This is a genomic window from Chamaesiphon sp. (assembly GCF_041737865.1).
Classification (GTDB): domain Bacteria; phylum Cyanobacteriota; class Cyanobacteriia; order Cyanobacteriales; family Chamaesiphonaceae; genus Chamaesiphon.
On record NZ_JBGSQZ010000253.1, the window covers coordinates 20,225 to 42,122 of the forward strand.

The 21,898-nt window shown below is 45.3% G+C and carries 21 protein-coding genes; 12 read left to right on the forward strand and 9 right to left on the reverse strand.

All coding sequences use genetic code 11. From position 1 onward, the window contains the following. The first annotated feature begins 91 nt into the window (after positions 1 to 91). Positions 92 to 835, forward strand: a complete 744-nt coding sequence (locus ACEW9J_RS19000; protein ID WP_373546660.1) for an SDR family oxidoreductase — start codon at positions 92 to 94, stop codon at positions 833 to 835. Here ACEW9J_RS19000 and ACEW9J_RS19005 read toward each other — a convergent pair. The 5 genes from ACEW9J_RS19005 to ACEW9J_RS19025 form a co-directional block, all read right to left on the reverse strand. Beyond that, positions 824 to 2,164: a (Fe-S)-binding protein gene (locus ACEW9J_RS19005; protein ID WP_373546661.1), complete on the reverse strand. Its 1,341-nt coding sequence runs from the start codon at positions 2,162 to 2,164 to the stop codon at positions 824 to 826. The two genes, ACEW9J_RS19000 and ACEW9J_RS19005, sit on opposite strands and share 12 nt — an antisense overlap. 93 nt (positions 2,165 to 2,257) lie before the next feature. After that, positions 2,258 to 2,677, reverse strand: a complete 420-nt coding sequence (locus ACEW9J_RS19010; RefSeq protein WP_373546662.1) for a hypothetical protein — start codon at positions 2,675 to 2,677, stop codon at positions 2,258 to 2,260. Positions 2,678 to 2,691: 14 nt separating this feature from the next. After that, a complete protein-coding gene (gene secF / locus ACEW9J_RS19015) occupies positions 2,692 to 3,651 on the reverse strand; it encodes a protein translocase subunit SecF (RefSeq protein ID WP_373546663.1) in 960 nt (319 codons plus the stop codon). Positions 3,652 to 3,667: 16 nt separating this feature from the next. After that, positions 3,668 to 5,071 carry a protein translocase subunit SecD gene (gene secD, locus ACEW9J_RS19020; RefSeq protein WP_373546664.1) on the reverse strand — a complete coding sequence of 468 codons (1,404 nt, stop codon included), beginning with the start codon at positions 5,069 to 5,071 and terminating at the stop codon, positions 3,668 to 3,670. A gap of 110 nt (positions 5,072 to 5,181) precedes the next feature. Next, a complete protein-coding gene (locus tag ACEW9J_RS19025) occupies positions 5,182 to 6,171 on the reverse strand; it encodes an alpha-ketoacid dehydrogenase subunit beta (protein ID WP_373546665.1) in 990 nt (329 codons plus the stop codon). Between the two features lie 156 nt (positions 6,172 to 6,327). Between ACEW9J_RS19025 and ACEW9J_RS19030 the strand changes: the two genes are divergently transcribed. From ACEW9J_RS19030 to ACEW9J_RS19040, 3 genes are all read left to right on the forward strand, one after another. Further along, complete coding sequence (locus ACEW9J_RS19030) at positions 6,328 to 6,939, forward strand: Uma2 family endonuclease (RefSeq protein WP_373546666.1); 612 nt, start codon at positions 6,328 to 6,330, stop codon at positions 6,937 to 6,939. A gap of 171 nt (positions 6,940 to 7,110) precedes the next feature. After that, positions 7,111 to 7,578 carry a hypothetical protein gene (locus ACEW9J_RS19035; protein WP_373546667.1) on the forward strand — a complete coding sequence of 156 codons (468 nt, stop codon included), beginning with the start codon at positions 7,111 to 7,113 and terminating at the stop codon, positions 7,576 to 7,578. A 39-nt stretch (positions 7,579 to 7,617) separates the two neighbouring features. Then, complete coding sequence (locus tag ACEW9J_RS19040) at positions 7,618 to 7,803, forward strand: PEP-CTERM sorting domain-containing protein (protein ID WP_373546668.1); 186 nt, start codon at positions 7,618 to 7,620, stop codon at positions 7,801 to 7,803. Between the two features lie 212 nt (positions 7,804 to 8,015). On the opposite strand, the gene ACEW9J_RS19045 is transcribed toward ACEW9J_RS19040, so the two are convergent. Further along, positions 8,016 to 9,614 carry a pseudouridine synthase gene (locus ACEW9J_RS19045; RefSeq protein ID WP_373546669.1) on the reverse strand — a complete coding sequence of 533 codons (1,599 nt, stop codon included), beginning with the start codon at positions 9,612 to 9,614 and terminating at the stop codon, positions 8,016 to 8,018. Between the two features lie 15 nt (positions 9,615 to 9,629). After that, entirely contained in the window at positions 9,630 to 11,261 is a 1,632-nt protein-coding gene (locus ACEW9J_RS19050) for an NAD(P)/FAD-dependent oxidoreductase (protein WP_373546670.1), read from the reverse strand. Between the two features lie 89 nt (positions 11,262 to 11,350). On the opposite strand from ACEW9J_RS19050, the gene ACEW9J_RS19055 reads away from it, so the two are divergent. From ACEW9J_RS19055 to ACEW9J_RS19070, 4 genes are all read left to right on the forward strand, one after another. Next, complete coding sequence (locus tag ACEW9J_RS19055) at positions 11,351 to 12,022, forward strand: class I SAM-dependent methyltransferase (protein ID WP_373546671.1); 672 nt, start codon at positions 11,351 to 11,353, stop codon at positions 12,020 to 12,022. 115 nt (positions 12,023 to 12,137) lie between these two features. Beyond that, positions 12,138 to 13,097, forward strand: a complete 960-nt coding sequence (locus ACEW9J_RS19060; protein WP_373546672.1) for a DUF362 domain-containing protein — start codon at positions 12,138 to 12,140, stop codon at positions 13,095 to 13,097. Positions 13,098 to 13,139: 42 nt separating this feature from the next. Beyond that, complete coding sequence (locus tag ACEW9J_RS19065; protein WP_373546673.1) at positions 13,140 to 13,376, forward strand: hypothetical protein; 237 nt, start codon at positions 13,140 to 13,142, stop codon at positions 13,374 to 13,376. Positions 13,377 to 13,759: 383 nt separating this feature from the next. Beyond that, positions 13,760 to 14,491, forward strand: coding sequence for a PEP-CTERM sorting domain-containing protein (locus ACEW9J_RS19070; RefSeq protein ID WP_373546674.1), 732 nt, complete (start codon positions 13,760 to 13,762; stop codon positions 14,489 to 14,491). A 187-nt stretch (positions 14,492 to 14,678) separates the two neighbouring features. On the opposite strand, the gene ACEW9J_RS19075 is transcribed toward ACEW9J_RS19070, so the two are convergent. Both ACEW9J_RS19075 and ACEW9J_RS19080 read right to left on the reverse strand, forming a co-directional pair. Beyond that, a complete protein-coding gene (locus ACEW9J_RS19075; protein WP_373546675.1) occupies positions 14,679 to 15,416 on the reverse strand; it encodes a GAF domain-containing protein in 738 nt (245 codons plus the stop codon). Next, complete coding sequence (locus ACEW9J_RS19080; RefSeq protein WP_373546676.1) at positions 15,341 to 16,048, reverse strand: GAF domain-containing protein; 708 nt, start codon at positions 16,046 to 16,048, stop codon at positions 15,341 to 15,343. The genes ACEW9J_RS19075 and ACEW9J_RS19080 overlap by 76 nt, the downstream gene beginning before the upstream one ends. A 670-nt stretch (positions 16,049 to 16,718) precedes the next feature. Between ACEW9J_RS19080 and ACEW9J_RS19085 the strand changes: the two genes are divergently transcribed. From ACEW9J_RS19085 to pyrF, 4 genes are all read left to right on the forward strand, one after another. Beyond that, entirely contained in the window at positions 16,719 to 17,312 is a 594-nt protein-coding gene (locus ACEW9J_RS19085; RefSeq protein WP_373546677.1) for a hypothetical protein, read from the forward strand. A gap of 145 nt (positions 17,313 to 17,457) precedes the next feature. Continuing rightward, on the forward strand, positions 17,458 to 19,302 hold the full coding sequence (locus ACEW9J_RS19090; RefSeq protein ID WP_373546678.1) for an ABC transporter ATP-binding protein: 1,845 nt from the start codon (positions 17,458 to 17,460) through the stop codon (positions 19,300 to 19,302). A 717-nt stretch (positions 19,303 to 20,019) separates the two neighbouring features. Continuing rightward, positions 20,020 to 20,748, forward strand: a complete 729-nt coding sequence (locus ACEW9J_RS19095) for a response regulator transcription factor (protein WP_373546679.1) — start codon at positions 20,020 to 20,022, stop codon at positions 20,746 to 20,748. Between the two features lie 247 nt (positions 20,749 to 20,995). After that, on the forward strand, positions 20,996 to 21,733 hold the full coding sequence (gene pyrF / locus ACEW9J_RS19100; protein WP_373546682.1) for an orotidine-5'-phosphate decarboxylase: 738 nt from the start codon (positions 20,996 to 20,998) through the stop codon (positions 21,731 to 21,733). Positions 21,734 to 21,898: the final 165 nt, after the last annotated feature.

Consider the following 21,898-nt stretch of genomic DNA (forward strand, 5'->3'; position numbering starts at 1 on the left):
GATGCTAACTATCTAAAATATTGACTTGTCTAATATTTTAGGGGTTGTTACTATAACTGTGCAGCCATTTATTCAAGGAAGCTTAACGCTCATGACACAGAAAATTGCTGTAATCACAGGTAGCCACAAAGGGTTAGGTTATGCGATCGCTCGCCAGCTAGCACAGCAAGAGAATATTCAAGTAGTGCTGACGAGTCGGCAGGAGCAAGATGGACTTGCGGCTCAACAGCGGCTATCCAGGGAAAATATTCAAGTGGATTTTCATCCTCTAGATGTCACGCTTGATACCAGTGTGCAGCAGTTTGCAACCTGGGTGCATCAGACTTATGGCAGAGTCGATATTCTGGTTAATAATGCGGGTGTCAATCCCACGATGCAACCAGAAGAATCTAGCCTGCTCACGGTTAAAATAGAAACGATGCTGGCAACCTTGACAACCAATGTTCTAGCCGTGGCTCGAATCACTCAGGTGCTAATGCCGTTGATGAAAGCGCAAAACTACGGGCGGATCGTCAATGTGTCTACTGAGATGGCTTCCCTCACGTCTATGGGGAGTGATTACTATCCACTGGCTCCGTCATATCGCCTTTCCAAATCTGGGCTGAATGCTCTGACAGCACTCTGGGCAAAGGAACTCCAAGGCACCAATATTTTGGTAAATGCTTACTCTCCTGGCTGGATGCAAACTGACATGGGTGGATCTAACGCGCCATTCACAGCCGAGGAGGGTGCTGAAACCGCCGTCTATCTGGCAACGCTTCCAGAGGGTGGCGCACAGGGCAAGTTTTTTGCGGAAATGCGGAAGTTTGGGGGTGCAGTAGAACTAACTTGGTAATTTATCGAACTGACAAGACAAATCAACTAATTCCCCTCTAATAGATAGATCCAAAAGCTCGATCGGGTGTAGTATTTTAGTTTGATGTCCTTGCAGCTCCAGATGTTTGGCAATTTGGAGGGTACAGCCAGGATTTGCCGAAGCGATAATCGTCGCTCCGGTATTAACCAAATTTCTAACTTTCTGGCTGCCTAGTTCGTTGGCTGTTTCTGGTTGGAGCATATTATAGACACCTGCACTACCACAACAGAGTGCGGCATCTAACGGCTCAGTTAGTGCGATATTTGGAATCTGTTTGAGGAGTTGGCGGGGTTGGACGCTGATTTTTTGACCATGCAATAAGTGACAGGCATCTTGATAAACTAGGGTCAGTTTTTCGGTAGAGATAGGCGATAATGGTGTGGTAAGTTTGATGTCAGCGAGGAATTCTTGGACATCTTTAACTTTTGCTGAGAAATCGATCGCTCGTTGGAGATATTCGGGGTCATCTTTGAGCAGTTCGCCGTATTCTTTTAGGGTGTGCCCACAACCAGCAGCATTGATGATAATTGCATCGACATTTGTATCGGCAAAATTGTCAATCATCTGTCTCGCCATCACTTTCGCCTGCTCTTCTTGCCCTTGATGGTGCGGTAGGGCGGCGCAACAGCCTTGAGCTTGAGGGATGACAATTTCACAACCATTGGCGGTGAGGACTCGCACAGTAGCTTGATTTACGCGATCGAAAAATAGCCGTTGGACACAACCCAAAATCATGCCTACTCGATATCTTTGAGTGCCTTGAGCGGGAATTAATGCGGGTAAAGTATCCTGAAATGTACTCAGCGATAATTCAGGGAGATTTGACTCCATTCCCGCTAAGTGGGGCGAAACTTTTTCAACTATTCCTGTCTGTCTGACTAGTTTTTGTAACCCAAGTTTCTGATAGACAAATAGCGGAATCAGCAATAACCGCAGCCGATTTGGATAGGGAAATAATCCAAAGATAAATTGTCGATATAACCGTTCGACGAGCGGGCGTTGATGATTGCGTTCGATTTGAGGACGCATCGATGCGATCAGTTTATCGTACTGAACGCCGGATGGACAGGTCGTGGTGCAAGCCAAACAACCAAGGCAACTATCAAAATGACTGACAACCGCAGGAGTGAGGTCTATTTCGCCCTGATTCAAGGCATCCATCATATATACTCGTCCCCGTGGTGAATCCATTTCTGTCCCCAAGACGCGGTAACTAGGGCAAGTGGAGAGACAAAAGCCACAATGCACGCAAGCATCGATTAGTTTGGGTTCGGGCGGATGTTGGGTGTCGAGGGTGGGGGATTGCATGAGGTTTGTTGGTTATTTACCTGCGGGATGGGTGAGTTTTGCTTGCTAATAAAAACACGAGTGATTTCGATCGACAAAGCCCCTCTGGATCTATTATTTTATGACTAATTTCCATAGAGGGTGAGAACTACCTTGCTGGCGAATATGACAAACTTGTTGGGCTAAACGTTGTTGTTCCTTTTGGGGTATGCCCCAAATCGGATTCCGACTTTGCCAAACTAGGGTGGTAGCCGTCATCCCCACACACAGACACAAGCCGAAAGCTGGAATTGGCTGAAAAGCAAGTCCATATCTAACCGCCGCCCAGGTAAAATCTTCTTGGATCAGACTAATCGGGTAGCGGAGATCCCAGAGGCTATAGGCACCGACAGTCAGCCACAATAGCCCGATTATCAGCCACCTGCGATAGATAGTCAGACGGTAGAGATTCTCGATCTGGTTTTTAAAAATCGGATCGAGTTCAACTGGATCTGATGTGGATAGTGAATGTTCGGGAGGATTGAATCTAGACATATTTCCATCGGCTGCTAAGATTCAGAACTCATTGCGGCTGGATTAGGTGTGGGAGGATGACTTTCGCGCCACCATGCAAACAGGGTGCTGGCGATAAAGATGCTGGAGTACGCTCCAGCGGTAAAGCCGATAATCAAGCACAAGGCAAAGTTCTTGAGTGTATCACCACCGAATAAGTAGATCGATAGTAGGGTGAGCAGAACTGTCAGGGTGGTGTTGATCGATCGAGACATGGTTTGATTGACGGCATCATCTACAATTTTATCGATCGGTTGGTCGGGATTGATACTAATAACTTCCCGGATGCGATCGTAAATAACTACCGTATCATTAACAGAAAAACCGATAATTGTCAAGAGCGCGACGACGAATAAACTATCAATTTCTACGCCGCCAACTAAACCTAAAATCGAGAAAATTCCGGTTGTAATTAGTACATCATGGAACAGGGCGACAAAGGCAAAGAAAGCGTAATCAAATTTGAAGCGGAAGGTGAGATATAGTAAGATCAATCCGAATGACAAGCCGATCGCGATTAACCCATTTTGAAACAATTCTTGACCCAGGGTTGGCCCTACAGTATCACTCTGGGTTTTGTTGGGATCGAATTTGCCGATTTTCTCACTGAGAGCTGCTTCTAATTTAGTTCTAGCATCAACCTTCAGATCCTTGGTTCTAATCGACAGTCCAGTTAAATCTTTACCTACTAATTGGATAATCGGGTCAACAATACCTTGATTTTTGACGATTTCGCGAACAGTGGCAATTTCGATTCGTTTACAATTATTGGGAATAGAACAGTCCAATTCATACTGTAATTTCGATCCACCTGTAAAATCTAATCCTCGACGTAACGGCGATCCAATCTCGGGATTTGTCCATGACAAGATCATCGAGATAATCCCTGTCAAAATCACAGCACTGGATAAAAGCCACCACCATTTACGTTGTTTAGTAACACTGAATTTCTTCATGGGAGTTGAGTCTTATTTATTTAGTTAAACTGGGTACATTTGGTGCGAATAGTTGGGTTTTTTGGCGCAGAGCTGGAAAACCTAATACTAATAACAACAGAAATGTCCGCGTACAAGTTAGAGAGGTGAAAAAGCTAATTGCGACCCCAACAGCTAAAGTCACGGCATATCCTTTGACTAGTCCCGAACCTAAGAAAAATAAGGCACCACAGGAAATCAGTGTTGTAACGTGGCTGTCCAAAATACTATCGAAAGCGCGGTGAAAACCAGATTCTACCGACTTGTACAAAGTTTTACCCGTCTGAAGCTCTTCGCGGGTACGCTCGAAGATCAGGACGTTGGCATCTACAGCCATCCCGATACTGAGAATAAACCCAGCAATCCCTGGGAGTGTCAAGGTTACGTCCAGCAGATTGAAAGCGGCTAACGATAGCAGTGAGTAAATCACCAGCGCAAAGTCCGCTACTAGCCCTGGTACGCGATAGTAGACACCCATAAAGATGGCGACCAATACCAATCCACCGATGCCAGCATAGATACTGCTTTGAATGCTATCTCGTCCCAATGTGGCACCAACTACTCGGTTCTCGACGATTTCGACGGGGACTGGGAGCGAACCACCTCGGAGCTGAACGGCTAAATTTTGGGCTGTTTCGGTAGTAAAGTTTCCGGTAATTACCGCCTTACCACCAGTAATCCCAGTCCCAGCAAATGTCGGGCCGACAGTTGGGGTACTAATTGGGTCATTATCTAAGAATACGCCGATCGATCTACCAGTTCCAGCTAGGCTTTTTGTCATCTTCGCAAAAGCCTCACCCCCAGCACTATCAAATTCTAGTGCCACTTCCCAGGAGTCCGCAGATAAAGGTTGCGGGCTGGCGTTTGTAAGTTGTTTACCAGTAATTACTGCTTTGTTGAATAATTTATCAATTTCAGTATATTGCTTCTCGATCGCTGCTTGAGTTTCGGCGATCGCTTGCTTATCTGTAGATTTAGTTTTTTTGAGGATTGCTTGCTGGTCTTTGGCTGCTCTCAATACAGCCGACTCTGCACCTAGTTGTCCCTCTGTCCCCGCTTTTTGTTCGCGAAATTCGAGTTGGGCGGTACCGCCCAAAACTCTTTCTGCTTGTTGAGGATCGTTGACACCAGGTAACTGGACTAAAATCTGATTATTCCCAGCAGATTGGATCAGTGCTTCAGATACACCTAAACCATTGATCCGATTTTCGACCACCTTTTGAACGGCATCGAGATCTAGTTGCGTAATAGTAGGATGATCTTTGGTTGGTTTCACCTGAATAGTTAGTTGCGAACCTCCTTGTAAATCGAGTCCCAAGCGCATGGGCTTGTTGACTAGCAGAGTAATCGCAGCGATCAGTAAGACTATAATTAAGCCTAAAATAACTCGCTGTTTTTGCATAATAAATATAAAAGTTTAGTTATTTTAAATGTAGCTCGAAGTTCGGAAGGGGCAGACGATCGATCGAAAATTACTTGTCTATCCCTCCGAACTACTGACTCCCTGCTGTGCTACAGTTTGCCATCAACCATTTTTTCGATCGCGTCAACGATCTGTGGTGGTTGAATAATTGTCAGGTATTCTAACTTTCCATTGTAAGGCGTGGGAATATCCTGTGACGACATCCGCAAGACAGGTGCATCCAGTTCATCAAAGAAACGATCGTTAATCGAGGCGACTAATTCTGCGCCGATGCCCCCCGTCCGCATACACTCCTCGACGATAATTACTTTGTGCGTCTTCTTAATAGATGCCCCAATTGTCTCCATATCTAACGGTTTGAGTGAAATTAGATCGATAATTTCTGGATCGCAATCAGAACCTTTCTCTGTCAAGGTTTTCATCGCTTGGGTGCAGTGGTGACGCATCCGCGAGTAAGTAAGGATGGTGACATCTTTGCCTGGGCGGACGATTTCAGCCTGATCTAGCGGCAATAGATACTCTTCATCTGGTAAGTCTTCTTTGAGGTTGTAGAGCAAGACGTGCTCGAAGAATAAGACCGGATTCTCGTCTCTAATTGCCGATTTTAGGAGTCCTTTAGCATTGCGGGGAGTCGAACAAGCCACAATTTTCAAACCAGGCACGGCTTGGAAATAAGCTTCTAACCGTTGAGAGTGTTCTGCACCCAATTGTCTGCCCACACCACCAGGCCCGCGAATGACTAGGGGGATTGTAAAATTACCACCAGATGTGTAGCGGAGCATCCCCGCATTATTGGAAATCTGGTTGAAGGCAAGGAGCAAAAAGCCCATGTTCATCCCTTCAATAATCGGGCGCAATCCAGTCATTGCAGCACCTACAGCCATCCCTGTAAAACTATTTTCGGCGATCGGGGTGTCTAGTACCCGCATGTCTCCATACTTCTTATAGAGGTCTTTGGTAACTTTGTACGAACCGCCGTAGTGTCCGACATCTTCACCCATCACAAATACTGCTGAATCCCGCGCCATCTCTTCATCGATCGCGGCACGTAGGGCATTAAAAAATAGAGTTTCTGCCATGCTAGGTTTACAATATTTGAATTTCTCAGATCTCACTCTAACAGAAACCGAGTGGCTAATCAGCTCGTGGGCGGTTAAATTGGATGGTGCAGTAGGGGAAAAGGGGAAAAGGGGAAAAGTGATATAATTTGATGACCGCAAACGTTTGGTAATTTTATGACGATTGCTACTACTCCTACCCCACCCCTAAATACTAAATCGCTATTGCTTGATGTCAGCAATACAACTCTGATGGTTACTCCAGCACAATTTGATATTCTCTGTGCTGATAATCCCGATCTACGCCTTGAATTGACCCGAAATAGAGAATTGATTGTAATGGCTCCGACTGGTGGTGAGACTGGTAAAAGAAATGGGAGTTTGTTTGCCAGAGTTTGGAATTGGAACGATCTCACCAATCTAGGCGAAACATTTGATTCTTCAACTGGCTATGATTTCACAGCAATCGATGGGGGGAAACTATCGCCAGATGTATCTTGGATTGAAAAGTCTCGTTTGGAAGGCGTAAATATCGTCGGGTTTATTCCAGTAGTTCCCGATTTTGTGATTGAGTTACGTTCGACTACTGACAGGTTGAGCACCGTTCGAGCCAAAATGACTGAATACCAGCGGCTGGGTGTAAGATTGGGGCTGCTTGTCAATCCCCAGGATCGAAAGGTCGAGATCTATCGCTTAGAGCAAGCTATAGAAGTGTTAGAATCACCACTGTCAATTAGCTGTGAGGATGTGATGCCAGGTTTTGTGCTAAGTCTGAGCAGAATATGGTAATTCGATCCTCGCGTACCACAAAGTTTATTAGTTATCCTTGTTTGATTGTCGAAGTCTTATGGATACTTGCGATCTCAACGTGGGTATAGTATCCTTTAGACGCTACAAAAACTTGGCTCCGAATGGATCTTCGATCTGCCGCGCCTGATGTTCTTGCAGCACAGCTCAATTTTGTCCCGTTTTACGCTTAATCCCCCGAAAAACAATGCAACAACTTACCCGCCCAAAATCGCTAAAGCCTTGTTGCTGACTAGTTTTTCAGCTTTGTCTGTCGTTGCTGCCGCTCCCGCTCAATCTGCCGTTCTTAATTTTGAAAGTTTAGCAGTGAACAATCCTATTCTTAATGATGTAGGAACCACTTACACTGAAAATGGTTTTACAGTTAGTCAAGTCGGCAATCAACGTTTTCAACTCGGCGTTTGGGGTACTCAATCGGTAGCATCCCCAGGCTCGACAGCTCTTTTTAACAATCCTGCTAATGGAGTAATTCGTTTAACCCAAGTTGGTGGTGGTGCGTTTACACTATCATCGATCGACCTAGCGAATCTTCTTAATAGTCGTACCTCAACACCTGTCACCTTTAGCGGTTTGAGCGCTGATAATAGTACTACCGCTCAAACCTTTACCAGTAGTGCATGAGGTCTGACAACATTCAACTTTAGTAACTTCACTGATTTAGTGTCTGTTGACTGGACTCAAGCTCGCCCATTCCATCAGTTTGACAATATCAATGTTAGTGCAGCTAGTGCTACGGCTGTTCCCGAACCATTTACAGTATTGGGGACACTTTTTAGTGCGGGATATGGTGTCGCGCTCAAGCGGAAGCTAGCCAAAGCCAAGCTGGATAAAGAAGATATCTCATAGATCTGAACAAGTGCTATGTTCTAGATGGTGAGGGTACCCACGAGGGGCACCCCTACACATCTTGGTGAGTAAGCTTAGTGAGTAAAGTTAACCGGTAGGGGCGGTGCTGTCTTGTCGTTTTTTTATGCGGGGGGAACCCCCGCATAAAAACGCCGCTTCATGCCCGCCCTTCATCAATGTCGATTGCACCGATAGTCAATTAGATCCTATATTCAAAACGGGCATTGAGTTTGAATCTCAACTCGTGTAAATGTCTGCGGATGGATAAAACTCAGTTCTCTGGCGTGGAGATGCAATCGTTCGACATCTGCCTGACAGCCGTAGAGCCGATCGCCCAAAATCGTCACCCCTAGCCCTTGAGGATCGGCTGCATGGACGCGCAATTGATGTGTCCGTCCCGTGACTGGAAAAAACTCGACTCGCGTGTAGCCGTCGATTTGCCCCAATACCTGGAACTTCGTCAGACTGGGCTTACCTAAATTAAAGTCTACTTTCTGGCGCGGTCGATCGACAGGATCGCCCCATAATGGTAACTCGATCGATCCTTGCTCTACGTCAATTCTCCCGCCCAAAATTGCTTCATATACCTTATATGTCTGTCGCTGCTCGAACTGCTGACTCAGATGGCGATAAGTGACTTTATCTCGTGCTAATAATAATAGCCCCGAAGTATCTCGATCGAGTCGATGAACGGCATAAATTTCGGGATATAATCGCAACCGAGTCACCACACTATCCTGTCGATCGATCGTCCGCCCAGGTACAGACAATAATCCCGCAGGTTTATCAACAGCAATTAGATATTCATCCTCATAAACGATCGACAAATCCAAATTAGATGGCGTTGACAACCCCGCCAGCATAAACCCGATCAACGGCTGACACCGATCCTGACAAGCTCCATAAAATTCACCCTGAATCTTATCTTGACGATCCTCGCCCCACCAAAATTCCGCCATCGCGATCGGTTTAAGCTGATGGGTAGCTGCATAGTGAAGCAATTTGGGCGCACAACAGTCGCCCGTCCCTGTGGGAATACCTGCGGGCATTAATTCTCGCAACGAGCTAGATGTCCCCAAAAAATTCATCAACCGATAGGCATCGTGCATCTGCTCCTGAAGTTGACGCGATCGGATTTTACGCTGCTGTTTGAGTTGGCGAATTCGATCGTCATGCTGGTCTATAACTACCTGGAGTGGCTGTAAAATTGCATCGCGCTCTTGTTTGAGTTGACGGCGTTCTCGTCCGTCCTGGCGGCTTTGGGCTGCTAGTCGATCGAGAGCTGCTACTAGTTCGATCCTCTCAGCGAGATCGAATCTTTCGCGCTCTTGCTGTCGAAATGCCTTGCGCTGACGATGTGCGATCGCTAATTTTTCTAGTTTGGCTGTAAATTCTACTGTTAACGATCGATACTGCTCTCTTTCTGTCGCTCGATCTAAATCGATTAATTCTTGCTTCATCGTCGCTAGATCTTCCAGCGTAGCAGCTTCATCGATCGCGACTCGATCGCGCCCAGGAATTGGCGGTACCCATCCAGCCACGACAGCCTCACTATTGAGTAGCCCCGAAAAAGCCTTAATCGAGTAATGTTCGGTTGTATTTGTCTCTACCAATAACACGCCATACATTTTACCTTCACGAGTGGAACGACGATCTCGTGACAATTGCGCCATGAGATTACGCGCAATCTGCTCTACTTCCTGTGTGCGTGGCAATCTTAATAGTTCGCCACTTTGGGGACAATAACCTGTGTAGTAATAAGTTGGGTTAGGATTGGGTGTTAGCTCAGAAAAGTGACGATCGAGCATCATGAAAAGGCTCTGTTCCTAAATTATTGTCGATCGATTACGGGAAACATTGACTGTTTTTTGAATACTCAGAGCCACAGCTTCAGCGACTTTGATCCCATCTACACCAGCAGAAAGAATACCCCCCGCATATCCAGCCCCTTCACCTGCGGGGTATAAACCTTTGGTGTTGAGACTTTGATAGTCGTCCCCACGCTTGATACAAATCGGTGATGAAGTGCGGGTTTCCACGCCAGTTAGCACCGCATCGTGCATGGCAAAACCATCGAGCTGTTTGTCAAAAGCGGGAATAGCTTCCCGAATCGCCTCGATCGCATAATCGGGCAAACACGAACTCAAATCGCACAGATTTACACCTGGTTTATAAGACGGCTTGACAGCTCCTAGTTGCACAGAGGGCACCCCCGCCAAAAAGTCACCTACCAGTTGTCCTGGAGCCTTGTAGGTACCGCCTCCCAACTCAAAAGCCTTCTCCTCCAATCGACGCTGAAATTCAATCCCAGCGATCGGACTACCAGGATAATCCGCTGGTGTAATCCCGACAACGATGCCACTATTAGCATTTTTGCCACTACGCTCATACTGGCTCATCCCATTGGTGACAACTCGCCCCACCTCGGATGTTGCGGCGACAACTTGCCCCCCAGGGCACATACAAAAGCTATAAACCGATCGACCATTATTGCAGTGATGTACCAAGCTATAATCAGCCGCACCGAGCATCGGATGTCCTGCCTGAGATCCCAGTCTACATTTATCGATGACTGTTTGGGGATGTTCGACACGAAACCCGATCGAGAAGGGCTTGGGTTCGATAAATACTCCCGCGTGATGGAGCATCTCAAAGGTATCGCGGGCACTATGTCCGACGGCAAGAACCACATGGTTGCTAGGGATATATTCACCATTTGCCAGCGTAACGCCGCAGACTTGCCCATCTTCGATCTGAATATTTTCTACCCGACTTTGGAAGCGGATTTCACCACCGAGAGATTCGATCGTGTGGCGGATATTTTCAACTATTTTTACTAGTCGATAGGTGCCGATATGGGGTTTATTGATGTAGAGGATTTCTGGTGCAGCACCAGCACTAACCAGTTCCGCGAGGACTTTGCGCCCATGATGTTGGGCATCTTTGATCCGGCTATACAGCTTACCATCAGAAAAAGTCCCCGCGCCACCTTCGCCAAATTGAGCATTGGATTCTGGATTGAATTTTGCCTTGCTCCAGAAGCCAAAAGTATCGACAGATCGATCGTGTACCGCTTTGCCACGCTCTAAAACGATCGGCCGAAATCCCATCTGTGCCAATAATAACCCCGCAAACATCCCACATGGCCCACAGCCAATCACGATCGGACGTTGTTCTATTTTAGTAGTTTGGGTGACATAGCGATAGCTAGTATCAGGTGTCGGGACAACGTGACTATCCTTCTTGAACCTTTGAAGTAACTGCTGCTCTCTAGTCGTCTCGACATCGATAATATAGACAAATGAAACTGCGCCACGCTTACGGGCATCATAGCTACGTTTGAAGATGGTGTAGCGAATTAGATCCTTAGGAGCGATCGATAGTTTCTTGAGAATAGCCGACTGAATATCTGCTTCAGTACGATCGAGTGGGAGTTTGACTTCAGAGAGGCGGAGCATGAACGTTTTATCCTGGACAGTTGGGCGAGATCTACTCTTATTTTGTCACAATGGTTAGAGTTGCTGCATGATGCTACTCAAAACAAGATATGACTAACTCTCGATCGCGCGTTCGTGAATTATCTACCACAGCCTATAGTCGAAGCGACTACACAGGATGGTTTGAAACTCTATATGCCGAAGCTCAAGGAAATCTCGATGCCATTCCGTGGGCCGATCGATCTGTCAATCCGTGGCTGCTAGACTGGATTAAAAGATCTCAATTAAGCCTCCAAGATTTACGGGTATTAGTTGTTGGCTGTGGGCTGGGTGACGATGCCGAATATCTAGCTGGACTCGGTGCTAAAGTAACAGCATTCGATCTATCTCCAACTGCGATTGATTGGTGTCATCAGCGATTTCCCACATCGCCAGTCAATTATCAAGCCATCGATTTATTTGCCGCTCCAGCCGAGTGGAAGTTTAGTTTCGATCTCGTTATTGAGATTTATACCATTCAAGCACTACCTGCAAATATTCGCCCAAAGGCGATCGAGTGCATCGGTACTTTTGTTGCGATCGAGGGTAAATTATTAGTAGTCTGTCGCGGTCGCGATCCTGAAGATGCTTGCGAGAATTTACCCTTTCCACTTGCCAAGGATGAGTTAAATAGATTTGTCGATACTGGGCTAACGCAGCGATCTTTTGAGGATTCGATCGACCACTTCGATCCTACTCCAGCTAGACGGTTTCGGATTGTTTACGAGCGACGATCCAGATGAAAGGCTACACTGACTGATTAAATTAATTGATAATTGATAATTGGGTTTTTAGGATGGGGATTTAGATCCCACCTTAAAACCCTCGCTATCAACTATCAACTATCAACTATTAACTATGTCCCCAACCGTCAGCCTGATTCGCGCTACATCTTACGAAGCCGCACAACTGCGCGAGTCAGTAGCAGCAGTACTCGCCCCATTGGGTGGCATCGGTGCTTTTGTCAAACCTGGAGATCGAGTCTTGCTCAAGCCTAACTTATTAACTGGTGCGCGTCCGACCAAAGAATGTGTCACTCGTCCCGAATTAGTCAGATGTGTCGCGGAGTTAGTGATTGAAGCTGGTGGTAAACCATTTTTTGGCGATAGTCCAGCTTTTGGGAGTGCGATGGGAGTGGCTAAATCCAATGGTTATTTGCCGATGATGGCGGAATTAGATTTACCTGTAGTTGAATTTCATGGCAAACGTTACAACACAGCTAGTACAGAGTTTAATCATCTGCTGCTGAGTAAGGAAGCGATCGAAGCTGATGTGGTCATTAATTTACCCAAAGTCAAATCACACATGCAGCTCACGATGACTCTGGGCGTAAAAAATTTGTTTGGTTGCGTTCCTGGCAAGATGAAAGCTTGGTGGCACATGGAAGCGGGTAAAAGTGCCGAGAGATTTGGTGAAATGCTCGTCGAAACTGCTCGCGCGATCGACCCAAATCTGACTATCATCGATGGGATCGTCGGTCATGAAGGAAATGGCCCCAGTAGTGGCGAACCAAGGTTATTGGGCGTTTTAGGTGCCGCTGCGGATGTATTTGCTCTCGATGTCGCTATGTTAGCAGTTTTGAATGTGGAGGCGCACTTGGTACCGACTGCGGCTGCGGCGCAACGCTTGGGATTAGCTCCCGCGCTGGACTCGATCGAGTTTCCCCTGATGCGCCCAGCCGATCTCAGTTGTAGCGATTGGAAATTGCCAGAAGCTTTGATGCCGATCGATTTTGCCCTCCCGCGAGTGATTAAATCTACTTTCCGTCATCTGTACATTCGGTTGATTAAAGAACCGATGGGAGCCTATCAAAAATAAGTTCACTTACATCTTGCAAAAATCAAGGGGTAAAATCTAGCTGTGCCTAGACTTTACCCCTTTGTAGTGGATATCGATCTCACGATCGATCGGCCAACATACCAAAACCAACATTTTTTGGTAGCGACAATTACTACCGCTCAAATTTGGGAACATCCCAAGTTCAGTAATATTACTGAGGTGATTACGCCAAATCTCGGACGTTCGGATCGGCAATTTAGCGTAGCTGCATATCATGATGTTGTCGGTTGCACAAGTGTGGAATTACCTAATTATTAGATGTGGATTCCCTGCTTGCTGGCTATTTATTTAATAGACTACATTCATCTCAGCAAGTATAGTTGTCAACCAAGAAATTTTACAGCTTAGACCTACTTGGCTCGAAAGACATTGTAGATGTCTAAACTTTATGCGAACGTAAGCTTGCATACGCTAGATTTAGTTGAGCTTGACGTTACATGCCGACAGTGCAGTTGTAATTAGTGAGCCGATCCTAAGTCTAACAGTAGATATCTTCACTGATATTTTGCAGTAATTGAGAGTAAGCTCTCAGCTCTTGCAAAACTTTCTGGGTTGACAATCGCGTACATTGTCGAGTCCAGGTGTGGAGATGCGCCAGAACCAGAATCTAACGTCTTGAAAACCCCGAATTAAGATTAAATATGCAAGTTAAACAATTTAACACCGGATCTAACTCGACTGAAACTTCTCCTAAGTCTAATAGTTTAACGCAAATGTTCGCGATCGGCACACTCGCGATCGGCGCAAGCGTTGGTATTGCGGCGGCACCAGCTCATGCTGTAAGGCTCGACAACGGAGCACTGACATTTACAGGCGCAACAAGTGATTTCTTTGCTAACGCTAGTAATCCATCATTTACTGTCAATTTCAGCAATAACATTCCCCCAATAGTCAGTGTCAGTTCAGCTACTGGTGACTTTGGCACGTCAGGTTTCCCGACTAATACTGTTTACGGTCTTAATTCTTCCCCGTCAGCAACTTTTACACAAGTTGGTTCCTCAAATACCTACACGCTTAATAGCGATCTTATTTTTGCTTTTACCAATGGTACGAGCGTCAAGGCTGGAAACGGTTCCCAGTTTTTACGTACGTTTAATGGTAACTCTGTAGGTTTCGCTGCCAGTGGGACTGTGGGTACTACTGTGTCCAATTCTTTTGGTACGGTGAACACAGATTCATTCAATATGAATTTCAATGATATTTCTAGTCGTAGTGGAGCAGGCGGATATAGTGTCTTGGCTTCGACATTTACCGAGACTCCTACTCCTCCTCCTACTACAGCAGTCCCCGAACCTTTTACCATTATCGGGACACTAGTTGGTGGGACAGCCGCTGTGCGGATGAGAAAGAAATTGGCAGTTACTCAAAAGTAAGATAAGTTTGATGCTAAAATTGGATTTGAAGACAAAACGTCTGACCTATACCTAAAAAATCCGCATACACAGACTAATCTAGTTAGTCCGTCTATGCGGATTTTGTTGCTGGCTTAAATTTTGATAATGCTTGAAAATAAGGATTGGGAGAGTATGTGAATTGCCCCGAATTTTAGCAAGGGGTCTACTAATTATAAGTTCGGGATTTATATACTTTAATTGCTGAGTCGATCGCTGTTTCTAATTCGGCAACATTGGATTGCAGTGAGAGCGTTCCAACTGTGGCTGTGTCAGTATTACTCTGCAATTTTTTGGCGATAATCCGAATTAGGTTGATATCTTCACTAGAAAACTTTTCGGTGAGGTTAATCACTTCATGGCTGAGTAAGCGCATCAGATGTTTTGCTTCATCTAGATTTTGGACAGAGTTAGTTATCGACTCTTTTACGTGCTGGATTTGAGTATCGGCAGTAGCAATTGTTTCTTTGACTATTCCAGCTCGCTTGAGCGAAGATTTCATCACGATTGTTTCTTCTTGATACTGTGCTTTGAGCAGAGCCAAACCAGTTTGAATTCCAATCTGTCTGAGGAACTCTATTTCTGCATCTTGCCACTGACGATAGTTAAAACATTGATGCACTACCAACAATCCAAATAACTCGTTGTAACTACCGAGAATTGGAACTGTGATATTTGCCTTGACTGCAATTTTTGCCAAAATATCAATAAAATAAGCACTAATTCCCGCTGTATTGATATTATCCATCGACTGGACTCCCTCAGACTGATATTTGTCAATATAGTCAGGTTCAAAACAGGGATCTTGGATCGTCATCCCTTTAATCGGTGCTAAAGCTGGTAATGTCGATTCAGCGACGATCTTACCTTGATTTGGTTGGGAGAACGCATAGACGATCGATCGCACCCCAAGATAGCTTGAGCTTGAGCGGTAGCGATGTCCAATACTTCAACGCGAGTGTTGCCTTGGTGAATCTTGCGGGTAGCCGTTACTAATAGGTCACTATAATGCTTTTGCCGATCGAGCGAGGAGTGAATTTTCTGGCACTCCGACCATCTCACTGCATTGTCTAATGCCCAACCTATTTGTAATCCCAGTTGGGCTGTGAGGGCAACTTCTTCGGGTTTCCAGCTCCGAGGTTGGGAACACTGATGCAAAATTAATAAGCCATATAGCTGACCGTCTGGTAACAAAATCGGTACGACTAGATTAGCTTTAACTGCAATTTTTTCGAGCGTTTCGATATAACAAGGTGCAATCCGTGCTTCGTAGATATTCTCGATCGCATTGATTCGCCCCTGGCGGTAAGTATCTATATGTCGCGATAGAAAGCAGGGATCTTCGATAGTTGTTTCGATCGTGCGGGGAAATCCTGGAGCTACCGCCTCAGCGACAACCTTCCCTAAACTCTGTGGCTGTAAGCTATACACTACGGCACGATCGCATTCCAGAGCTTGTTTGACGCTTTCTACACTAGCAGTGAGAATGTCTTCCTCTTGCGAACAATTATGGATTATAGAGATCAGATTGGTCAACATAGTTATAACTGAGCCATCAGAATGAATAATAGTCAAATTTACTGCGAACACCAGTGCAAACTAGCTTGTATGTTTTAATACATTAGCTTTGCTGGGTTTGTTCGGACAGTCATTCGATCGTGACTCCTCTATGTCCGAACAGATCGTCTGATTACAATTGCGTATTTTTTAATAGTGTAGCATAATCTATTTTTCCTGCTCAGTAATATTGCGTAGCTCGTGCAAGTAATGTTACTGAGCGATCTCCGTCTATTTCTCGGATCGGAGCTAGGGCGATTCGTGAGGGAGACGGCATCATCCACCCAACAACTCGAACCCGACCTCCGAGCGGTAATTTTATATTGGATAATAAATAACCTGGAATATACATAATCTGTAATATCAAGCAATTGGCATATTTTATGCTCGATTCTCGTTCCGAGAGGCTCCGCCAACGGGTCGAGCTATTTAGTGTGTTAGGGTATTGATAACACTATCTAAATTATGAGGGAAAATTCAGCTAGAGACAAGGTGTTAAAAGAAGACTAGATACTATCTTCGATCGTTTGAGAAAGATCGTATCCTACTGAGTCAATTCTTCTACTTTCGTGCTCTAGATTGCAGTGATTATGTTACCGTTGCTGCTTATTGGAACCTGACTCCGATCTTTCTAATTGTTACTAGTTATTGGTTGTTTGGATATTTAATTGCTGTAAATAATTATCTGGAGATTTTCTCATTAATAGTCGCTTCTGTTGGGCTATGTTCGATCGATAAGTTTAGTAATAGGTGGGATGCGCTGTACCTAATGTCGATCGCTGCCGGACTTCAAACTATCGTGTTACCGATCGAAAAATATATCTTCGATCGAACTGACTTTTTTGGAGCATTTCTATCGATCGCCACTGGGATTATTTTCAGTGGATTGAGTAGTCTAGCGATAAAAGAAGTGCGATCGACACTGCTCGAAGACTTACCCAAGATTAAACAGGCTTTACCCGTATTTATCACGATCGAGTTAATTAATTTAGTAGCTCTCTACACCGGACAAACAGCAGTCAAATTAGGTGTGCCCGTGTTGGTTTCGGCGATCGAAGCTTCGACGCCAGCATATGTTTTTGGGCTGTCTGTGCTGATTACGACATTGCAGCGGCGGCATCGGCGGGGAGTGCAGCGCGATCTCGATGAAACTAGCCAAAAGTTACCAATAAAATGGGGCTTAGTCGGTTTGATGATGGCGGGTGTGTGGTCGATCGGTACCACAGAGCAAAGTGGGTTTCGCTGAAACAGAGAATTTACGCCCTCAGAAGATGTTGAGGCGCGGGTGTCAGTCTACCTACATCATTGATTTCATTTAAACTATCATCAAGCCTTGATGGCTCTGGGTTCAAGCGATAATTTTTTAGCCCAGCGGTGATGCTAACGAAAAGATGAATAGAAAGAAAAAAAATAACTGGCGGAGATTGAAACTAGCAGGTAAGAGCATTCGTCAGTCTCTATCGGTATTTCGTTACAGCAGCAAAGCTTTAACATTAGTCTGGAATACCAGCCATGCGCTAACTCTAGCCCTAGCAGTTTTAGCTCTAATCGGTGGATTATTACCAGGTGCAGTTGCCCTCGTCGGGAAGTTAATTGTTGATAGCGTGGTATTGGCAAACCGGAGTGGCTTGACGATCGATCGCCAGACAGCGATTAATTATGTCTGTCTCGAAGCGATCGCGATTGTCTTATTAGCCGCTGCTCAAAAGGGTTTGGTAGTGTGCCAATCATTACTCCGGGTATTACTGGCTCAACGCGTCAATGAATTGATTCTCGAAAAAGCCCTAACACTAGATCTGACACATTTTGAAGACTCAGAATTTTATGACAAGATGAGTCAGGCTAGATCTCAAGCATCTAGTCGCCCGCTATCCCTGATTACCCGTACCTTTGGGCTGTGTCAGTCTGCGCTGACATTATTGACTTTTAGTGGTTTGCTGTGGCAATTTTCGGGGTGGGCGGTGCTGGTGCTAATTGTAGCGGCAATTCCGTCATTTATTGCCGAAACTCGATTTTCCGAACATGCCTTTCGGTTGTTTAGGTGGCGATCGCCCGAAACCCGTCAGCAACACTATTTAGAGACATTACTCGCCAGAGAAGATTATGCCAAAGAGGTACAGCTTTATCAGCTCGGTGCAGTGCTGTTGCAGCGTTACCGCGATATCTTTAACCTACTGTATGAGGAAGATCGCAATCTGACGATTAAGAAGGGCTGGTGGGGCTATTTGCTAGGCTTACTGAGTACAGTTGCTTTTTATGCTGCTTATGCTTGGATTGTAATTGAAGCGATATCGGGGATAATTAGCTTGGGCGAAATGACAATGTATTTGGTAGTATTTCGCCAGGGACAGTCAACCTTTGCCTCAGCACTGACATCGATCGGCGGGATGTACGAAGACAACCTCTATCTTGCCAATCTCTACGAATTTTTAGAACAGCCCATGCCCCAATCTCAGGGAAAAGTCACTCAGGGGACAATTCAGGAGGGGATTCGGTTTGAGCATGTTTCCTTCAGCTATCCAGGCAGTCAGCAGCTTGTTTTAGATAATATCTCATTGCATCTGCCACTAGGCGAAAAACTCGCGATCGTCGGTGAAAATGGCTCTGGTAAAACTACGCTAATTAAGCTTTTAACCAATCTTTATACACCCACTAGTGGCAGGATCTTACTAGATGGTGTGGATCTAAAAGACTGGGATATCGATGTATTGAGACGCAGAATCGGGGTGATTTTTCAGAACTTTGTTCAATATCAATTTACAGTAGGGGAGAATGTCGGCGTAGGTGATGTCGAGCATCTCGAAGATCGCCAAGAGTGGGAGATCGCAGCCAATAAAGGCATGGCAAAACCTTTCATCGATGTGCTACCCCAAGGATTTGATACCCAACTGGGCAAATGGTTTAAAGGCGGACAAGAACTATCTGGCGGACAATGGCAAAAAATCGCTCTGGCGCGGGCTTTTATGCGATCGGATGCAGATATCCTGATCCTCGATGAACCAACTGCGGCGATGGATGCTGAAGCAGAGATGAATATTTTTAATCATTTCCGCGCTCTCACTCAAGATCGCATGGTTGTGTTAATTTCCCATCGATTTTCGACAGTGAGAATGGCTGATAAAATTCTGGTGATGGCAAATGGGCGCATTATCGAACAAGGTAGTCACGAGCAGCTATTAGCAGCTGCTGGACGGTATGCTCATCTGTTTTCGCTGCAAGCAGCAGGTTATCAGTGATTAGGCTTTAGGCTTTAGGCTTTAGGTTTTAGGTTTTAGGTTTTAGGCTTTAGGTTTTAGGTTTTAGGTTTTAGGTTTTAGGCTTTAGGTTTTAGGTTTTAGGTTTTAGGTTTTAGGTTTTAGGTTTTAGGTTTCGAGCATTTGCATAAAAGTGGGAAGTCTATCGCGATCGGATGTTAGACGATTGAGCAAAGCTCACGCTACGCGAACGAATTTTCCCATCGATCGGCGTAGTTCGGCATTGCTCAATCCTTAGAGCGCATTTTGCAGATATTTTAGATCGCCCGATCTCACTTTTTTCGGCATGTACCTTAGTCATAGCCATGTCAAACACCCATCCAGCCGCAACACAAATACCAGCACCTGTGCTATCTCCCTAAATCAAGGGAATGATAGGATTATCAAGAACGATCGAATGGTCACATCGATGGCGATGTGCAACTCAGTCGTCGGCGGGAACTTTCCTGGTTGTATAGTTATATGTGGGAACATGTACGCAAGCAAGCGATTGCAATCTAGCCAAGAACTACCGTGTAATAATCAGCGGTGGATTGACTGGCTGTGACTGAGTGACTGTCTTTCCAGATTGAAAACGATCGTTAGCACACACAAACTCTTGACCTGAAATTAAAGTAGATAAATTCCACTGTTAAATTCATCAATTCATCTTCTTACCCTGTTTCTCTGACAAATCGTTGTGACCCCAAGGATCCAAACGTGAAAAAAATATTATTAGTAGACGACGATAAAACTCTCCAAACCGTGCTGACACGCTACTTAGAAAAGCGTGGCTATTCTGTACGTGTAGTTATCTCTGGAGTCCAGGGGTTAAAACTTTTTGCTCAAGATCCACCAGATCTGGTCGTGTCAGATATCATGATGCCAGGAATGGATGGGTTAGAGTTCTGCCGTCGCCTTCGTGCGACTAGACCTGGACAATTGGTACCATTTATCTTTTTAACAGCCAAAAAGGATCTCGAAGATCGGATTCAGGGCCACTATATTGGTGCTGATGACTACATCACCAAGCCGTTTGAGCCACTGGAACTACTCGCTAAAATTGAAGCCCAACTAGAACGTTCGCGGCGGATTCACTCGGAGATGGTGCGCTTGATGCAAAAAGTCCCTGAAGATAGTGAAGGAAATGAATATGGAGACAATCTCTCAGGATCTTCAGCAAAAGCTAAAGATCCCGAGCCAGAAGAAGATCTACCATTAACTCCGGCTGAAGCACGAGTATTCTGGGAAGTGATCCAAGGCTTGACTAATAAACAAATCAGTCAACGGCTATTTATCAGTCCTCGCACCGTCCAAACTCACCTGAGCAATATTCTTACCAAACTGAACCTAGAAAATAGATCGCAACTAGTTAGATTTGCCTTCGAGCATGGTTATCGTCCACCGCAAACTCAGGACGAACAGAGAGCTGCTGAAGCTAGAGGGTAAATAGTTGACAGTTGACAGCTTGTGACTTGCGCGAAGCTGTTGGCACAGCCTGCAATAGGCATAGTGTTGACAGTTGCGGTTCGCGCCCTTGAGCTTCCTTCCAGATCGATCGAGACAAGTTAGATTGCAAGTGAAGTTGTTACGAGGGAGATTGGGGCAATTTCTAAATTGCCCCAACTTTTTACTGGCGATCGCTTTTACAGCTAAAGTAAAAGATGAATATCTTTGTTATGTTGCCGTAAATGTCATGTCAGACGATCGATCCTATTTATCTCAAAAAAATATCGACCCAAAAGAGAGACTGATTTTTGCTTTGGATGTCGAAACTAGCGATCGAGCGCAGCAAATCGTCGAACAGCTTGGTGATGCTGTGATGTTCTACAAGCTAGGACTAGAGATGTTTTTGGGTGGTAAATACTTTGAAACGATCGATTGGTTACTCGCCCGCGATAAAAAAGTTTTTGTCGATCTGAAATTTTTTGATGTGCCCCAGACTGTCGGCTCGGCAGTCAAACAACTAACCAATCGCGGCATCAGTTTTGTGACCGTTCATGGCAATGATGAAATCTTAAAAGCTGCCGTGCGCGAGAAAAAAGATTTAAAGATTCTTGCCGTGACAGTATTGACTAGTCTCGATCGCGGCGACCTCAACGACCTGGGCTTCGACTGCGATCCTGATGCTCTAGTGCTGTCTAGAGCCAAACGTGCCCTAACGATCGGTTGTGATGGGGTGATTTCGTCTGGACGCGAAGCCAAGGCTCTCAGAGCCGATTTGGATGCAAATTTTTTGGTAGTTACTCCTGGCATCAGACCAGTAGATAATACCGAGGAACAGAGCGACGATCAAAAAAGAACGGTGGATGTCAAAACAGCATTTATGAATGGGGCAGATTATATCGTCGTTGGTAGACCGATCAAATCAGCACCGGATCCTTATATCGCCGCATGTGAAATCCAAAATACCATTGCCGAATTATTTAGTTAACCCACATTGCATCAAAATAAAGTTACTAAACCCCGTCCAACTTCAAACCCATAGTTTTCAAAGTATGAGACAATCTGATTCTGAGGAGTAAATTGAGGTCAACGCAAAGATGTTAAGAGTAGACTATGGTCGTTGGGCACAGACAGCTCAAATGTTGAGAGAACA

Bases quoted from the DNA above. Each gene is read 5' to 3' on its own strand.
- ACEW9J_RS19080 (WP_373546676.1), bottom strand. From the start codon at position 16,048: ATGTTGACCAATCTGATCTCTATAATCCATAATTGTTCGCAAGAGGAA.
- ACEW9J_RS19005 (WP_373546661.1), bottom strand. From the start codon at position 2,164: ATGCAATCCCCCACCCTCGACACCCAACATCCGCCCGAACCCAAACTA.
- secF (WP_373546663.1), bottom strand. From the start codon at position 3,651: ATGAAGAAATTCAGTGTTACTAAACAACGTAAATGGTGGTGGCTTTTA.
- ACEW9J_RS19070 (WP_373546674.1), top strand. From the start codon at position 13,760: ATGCAAGTTAAACAATTTAACACCGGATCTAACTCGACTGAAACTTCT.
- ACEW9J_RS19000 (WP_373546660.1), top strand. From the start codon at position 92: ATGACACAGAAAATTGCTGTAATCACAGGTAGCCACAAAGGGTTAGGT.
- ACEW9J_RS19010 (WP_373546662.1), bottom strand. From the start codon at position 2,677: ATGTCTAGATTCAATCCTCCCGAACATTCACTATCCACATCAGATCCA.
- ACEW9J_RS19030 (WP_373546666.1), top strand. From the start codon at position 6,328: ATGACGATTGCTACTACTCCTACCCCACCCCTAAATACTAAATCGCTA.
- ACEW9J_RS19090 (WP_373546678.1), top strand. From the start codon at position 17,458: ATGAATAGAAAGAAAAAAAATAACTGGCGGAGATTGAAACTAGCAGGT.
- ACEW9J_RS19025 (WP_373546665.1), bottom strand. From the start codon at position 6,171: ATGGCAGAAACTCTATTTTTTAATGCCCTACGTGCCGCGATCGATGAA.
- pyrF (WP_373546682.1), top strand. From the start codon at position 20,996: ATGTCAGACGATCGATCCTATTTATCTCAAAAAAATATCGACCCAAAA.
- ACEW9J_RS19045 (WP_373546669.1), bottom strand. From the start codon at position 9,614: ATGATGCTCGATCGTCACTTTTCTGAGCTAACACCCAATCCTAACCCA.
- ACEW9J_RS19055 (WP_373546671.1), top strand. From the start codon at position 11,351: ATGACTAACTCTCGATCGCGCGTTCGTGAATTATCTACCACAGCCTAT.
- secD (WP_373546664.1), bottom strand. From the start codon at position 5,071: ATGCAAAAACAGCGAGTTATTTTAGGCTTAATTATAGTCTTACTGATC.
- ACEW9J_RS19050 (WP_373546670.1), bottom strand. From the start codon at position 11,261: ATGCTCCGCCTCTCTGAAGTCAAACTCCCACTCGATCGTACTGAAGCA.
- ACEW9J_RS19060 (WP_373546672.1), top strand. From the start codon at position 12,138: ATGTCCCCAACCGTCAGCCTGATTCGCGCTACATCTTACGAAGCCGCA.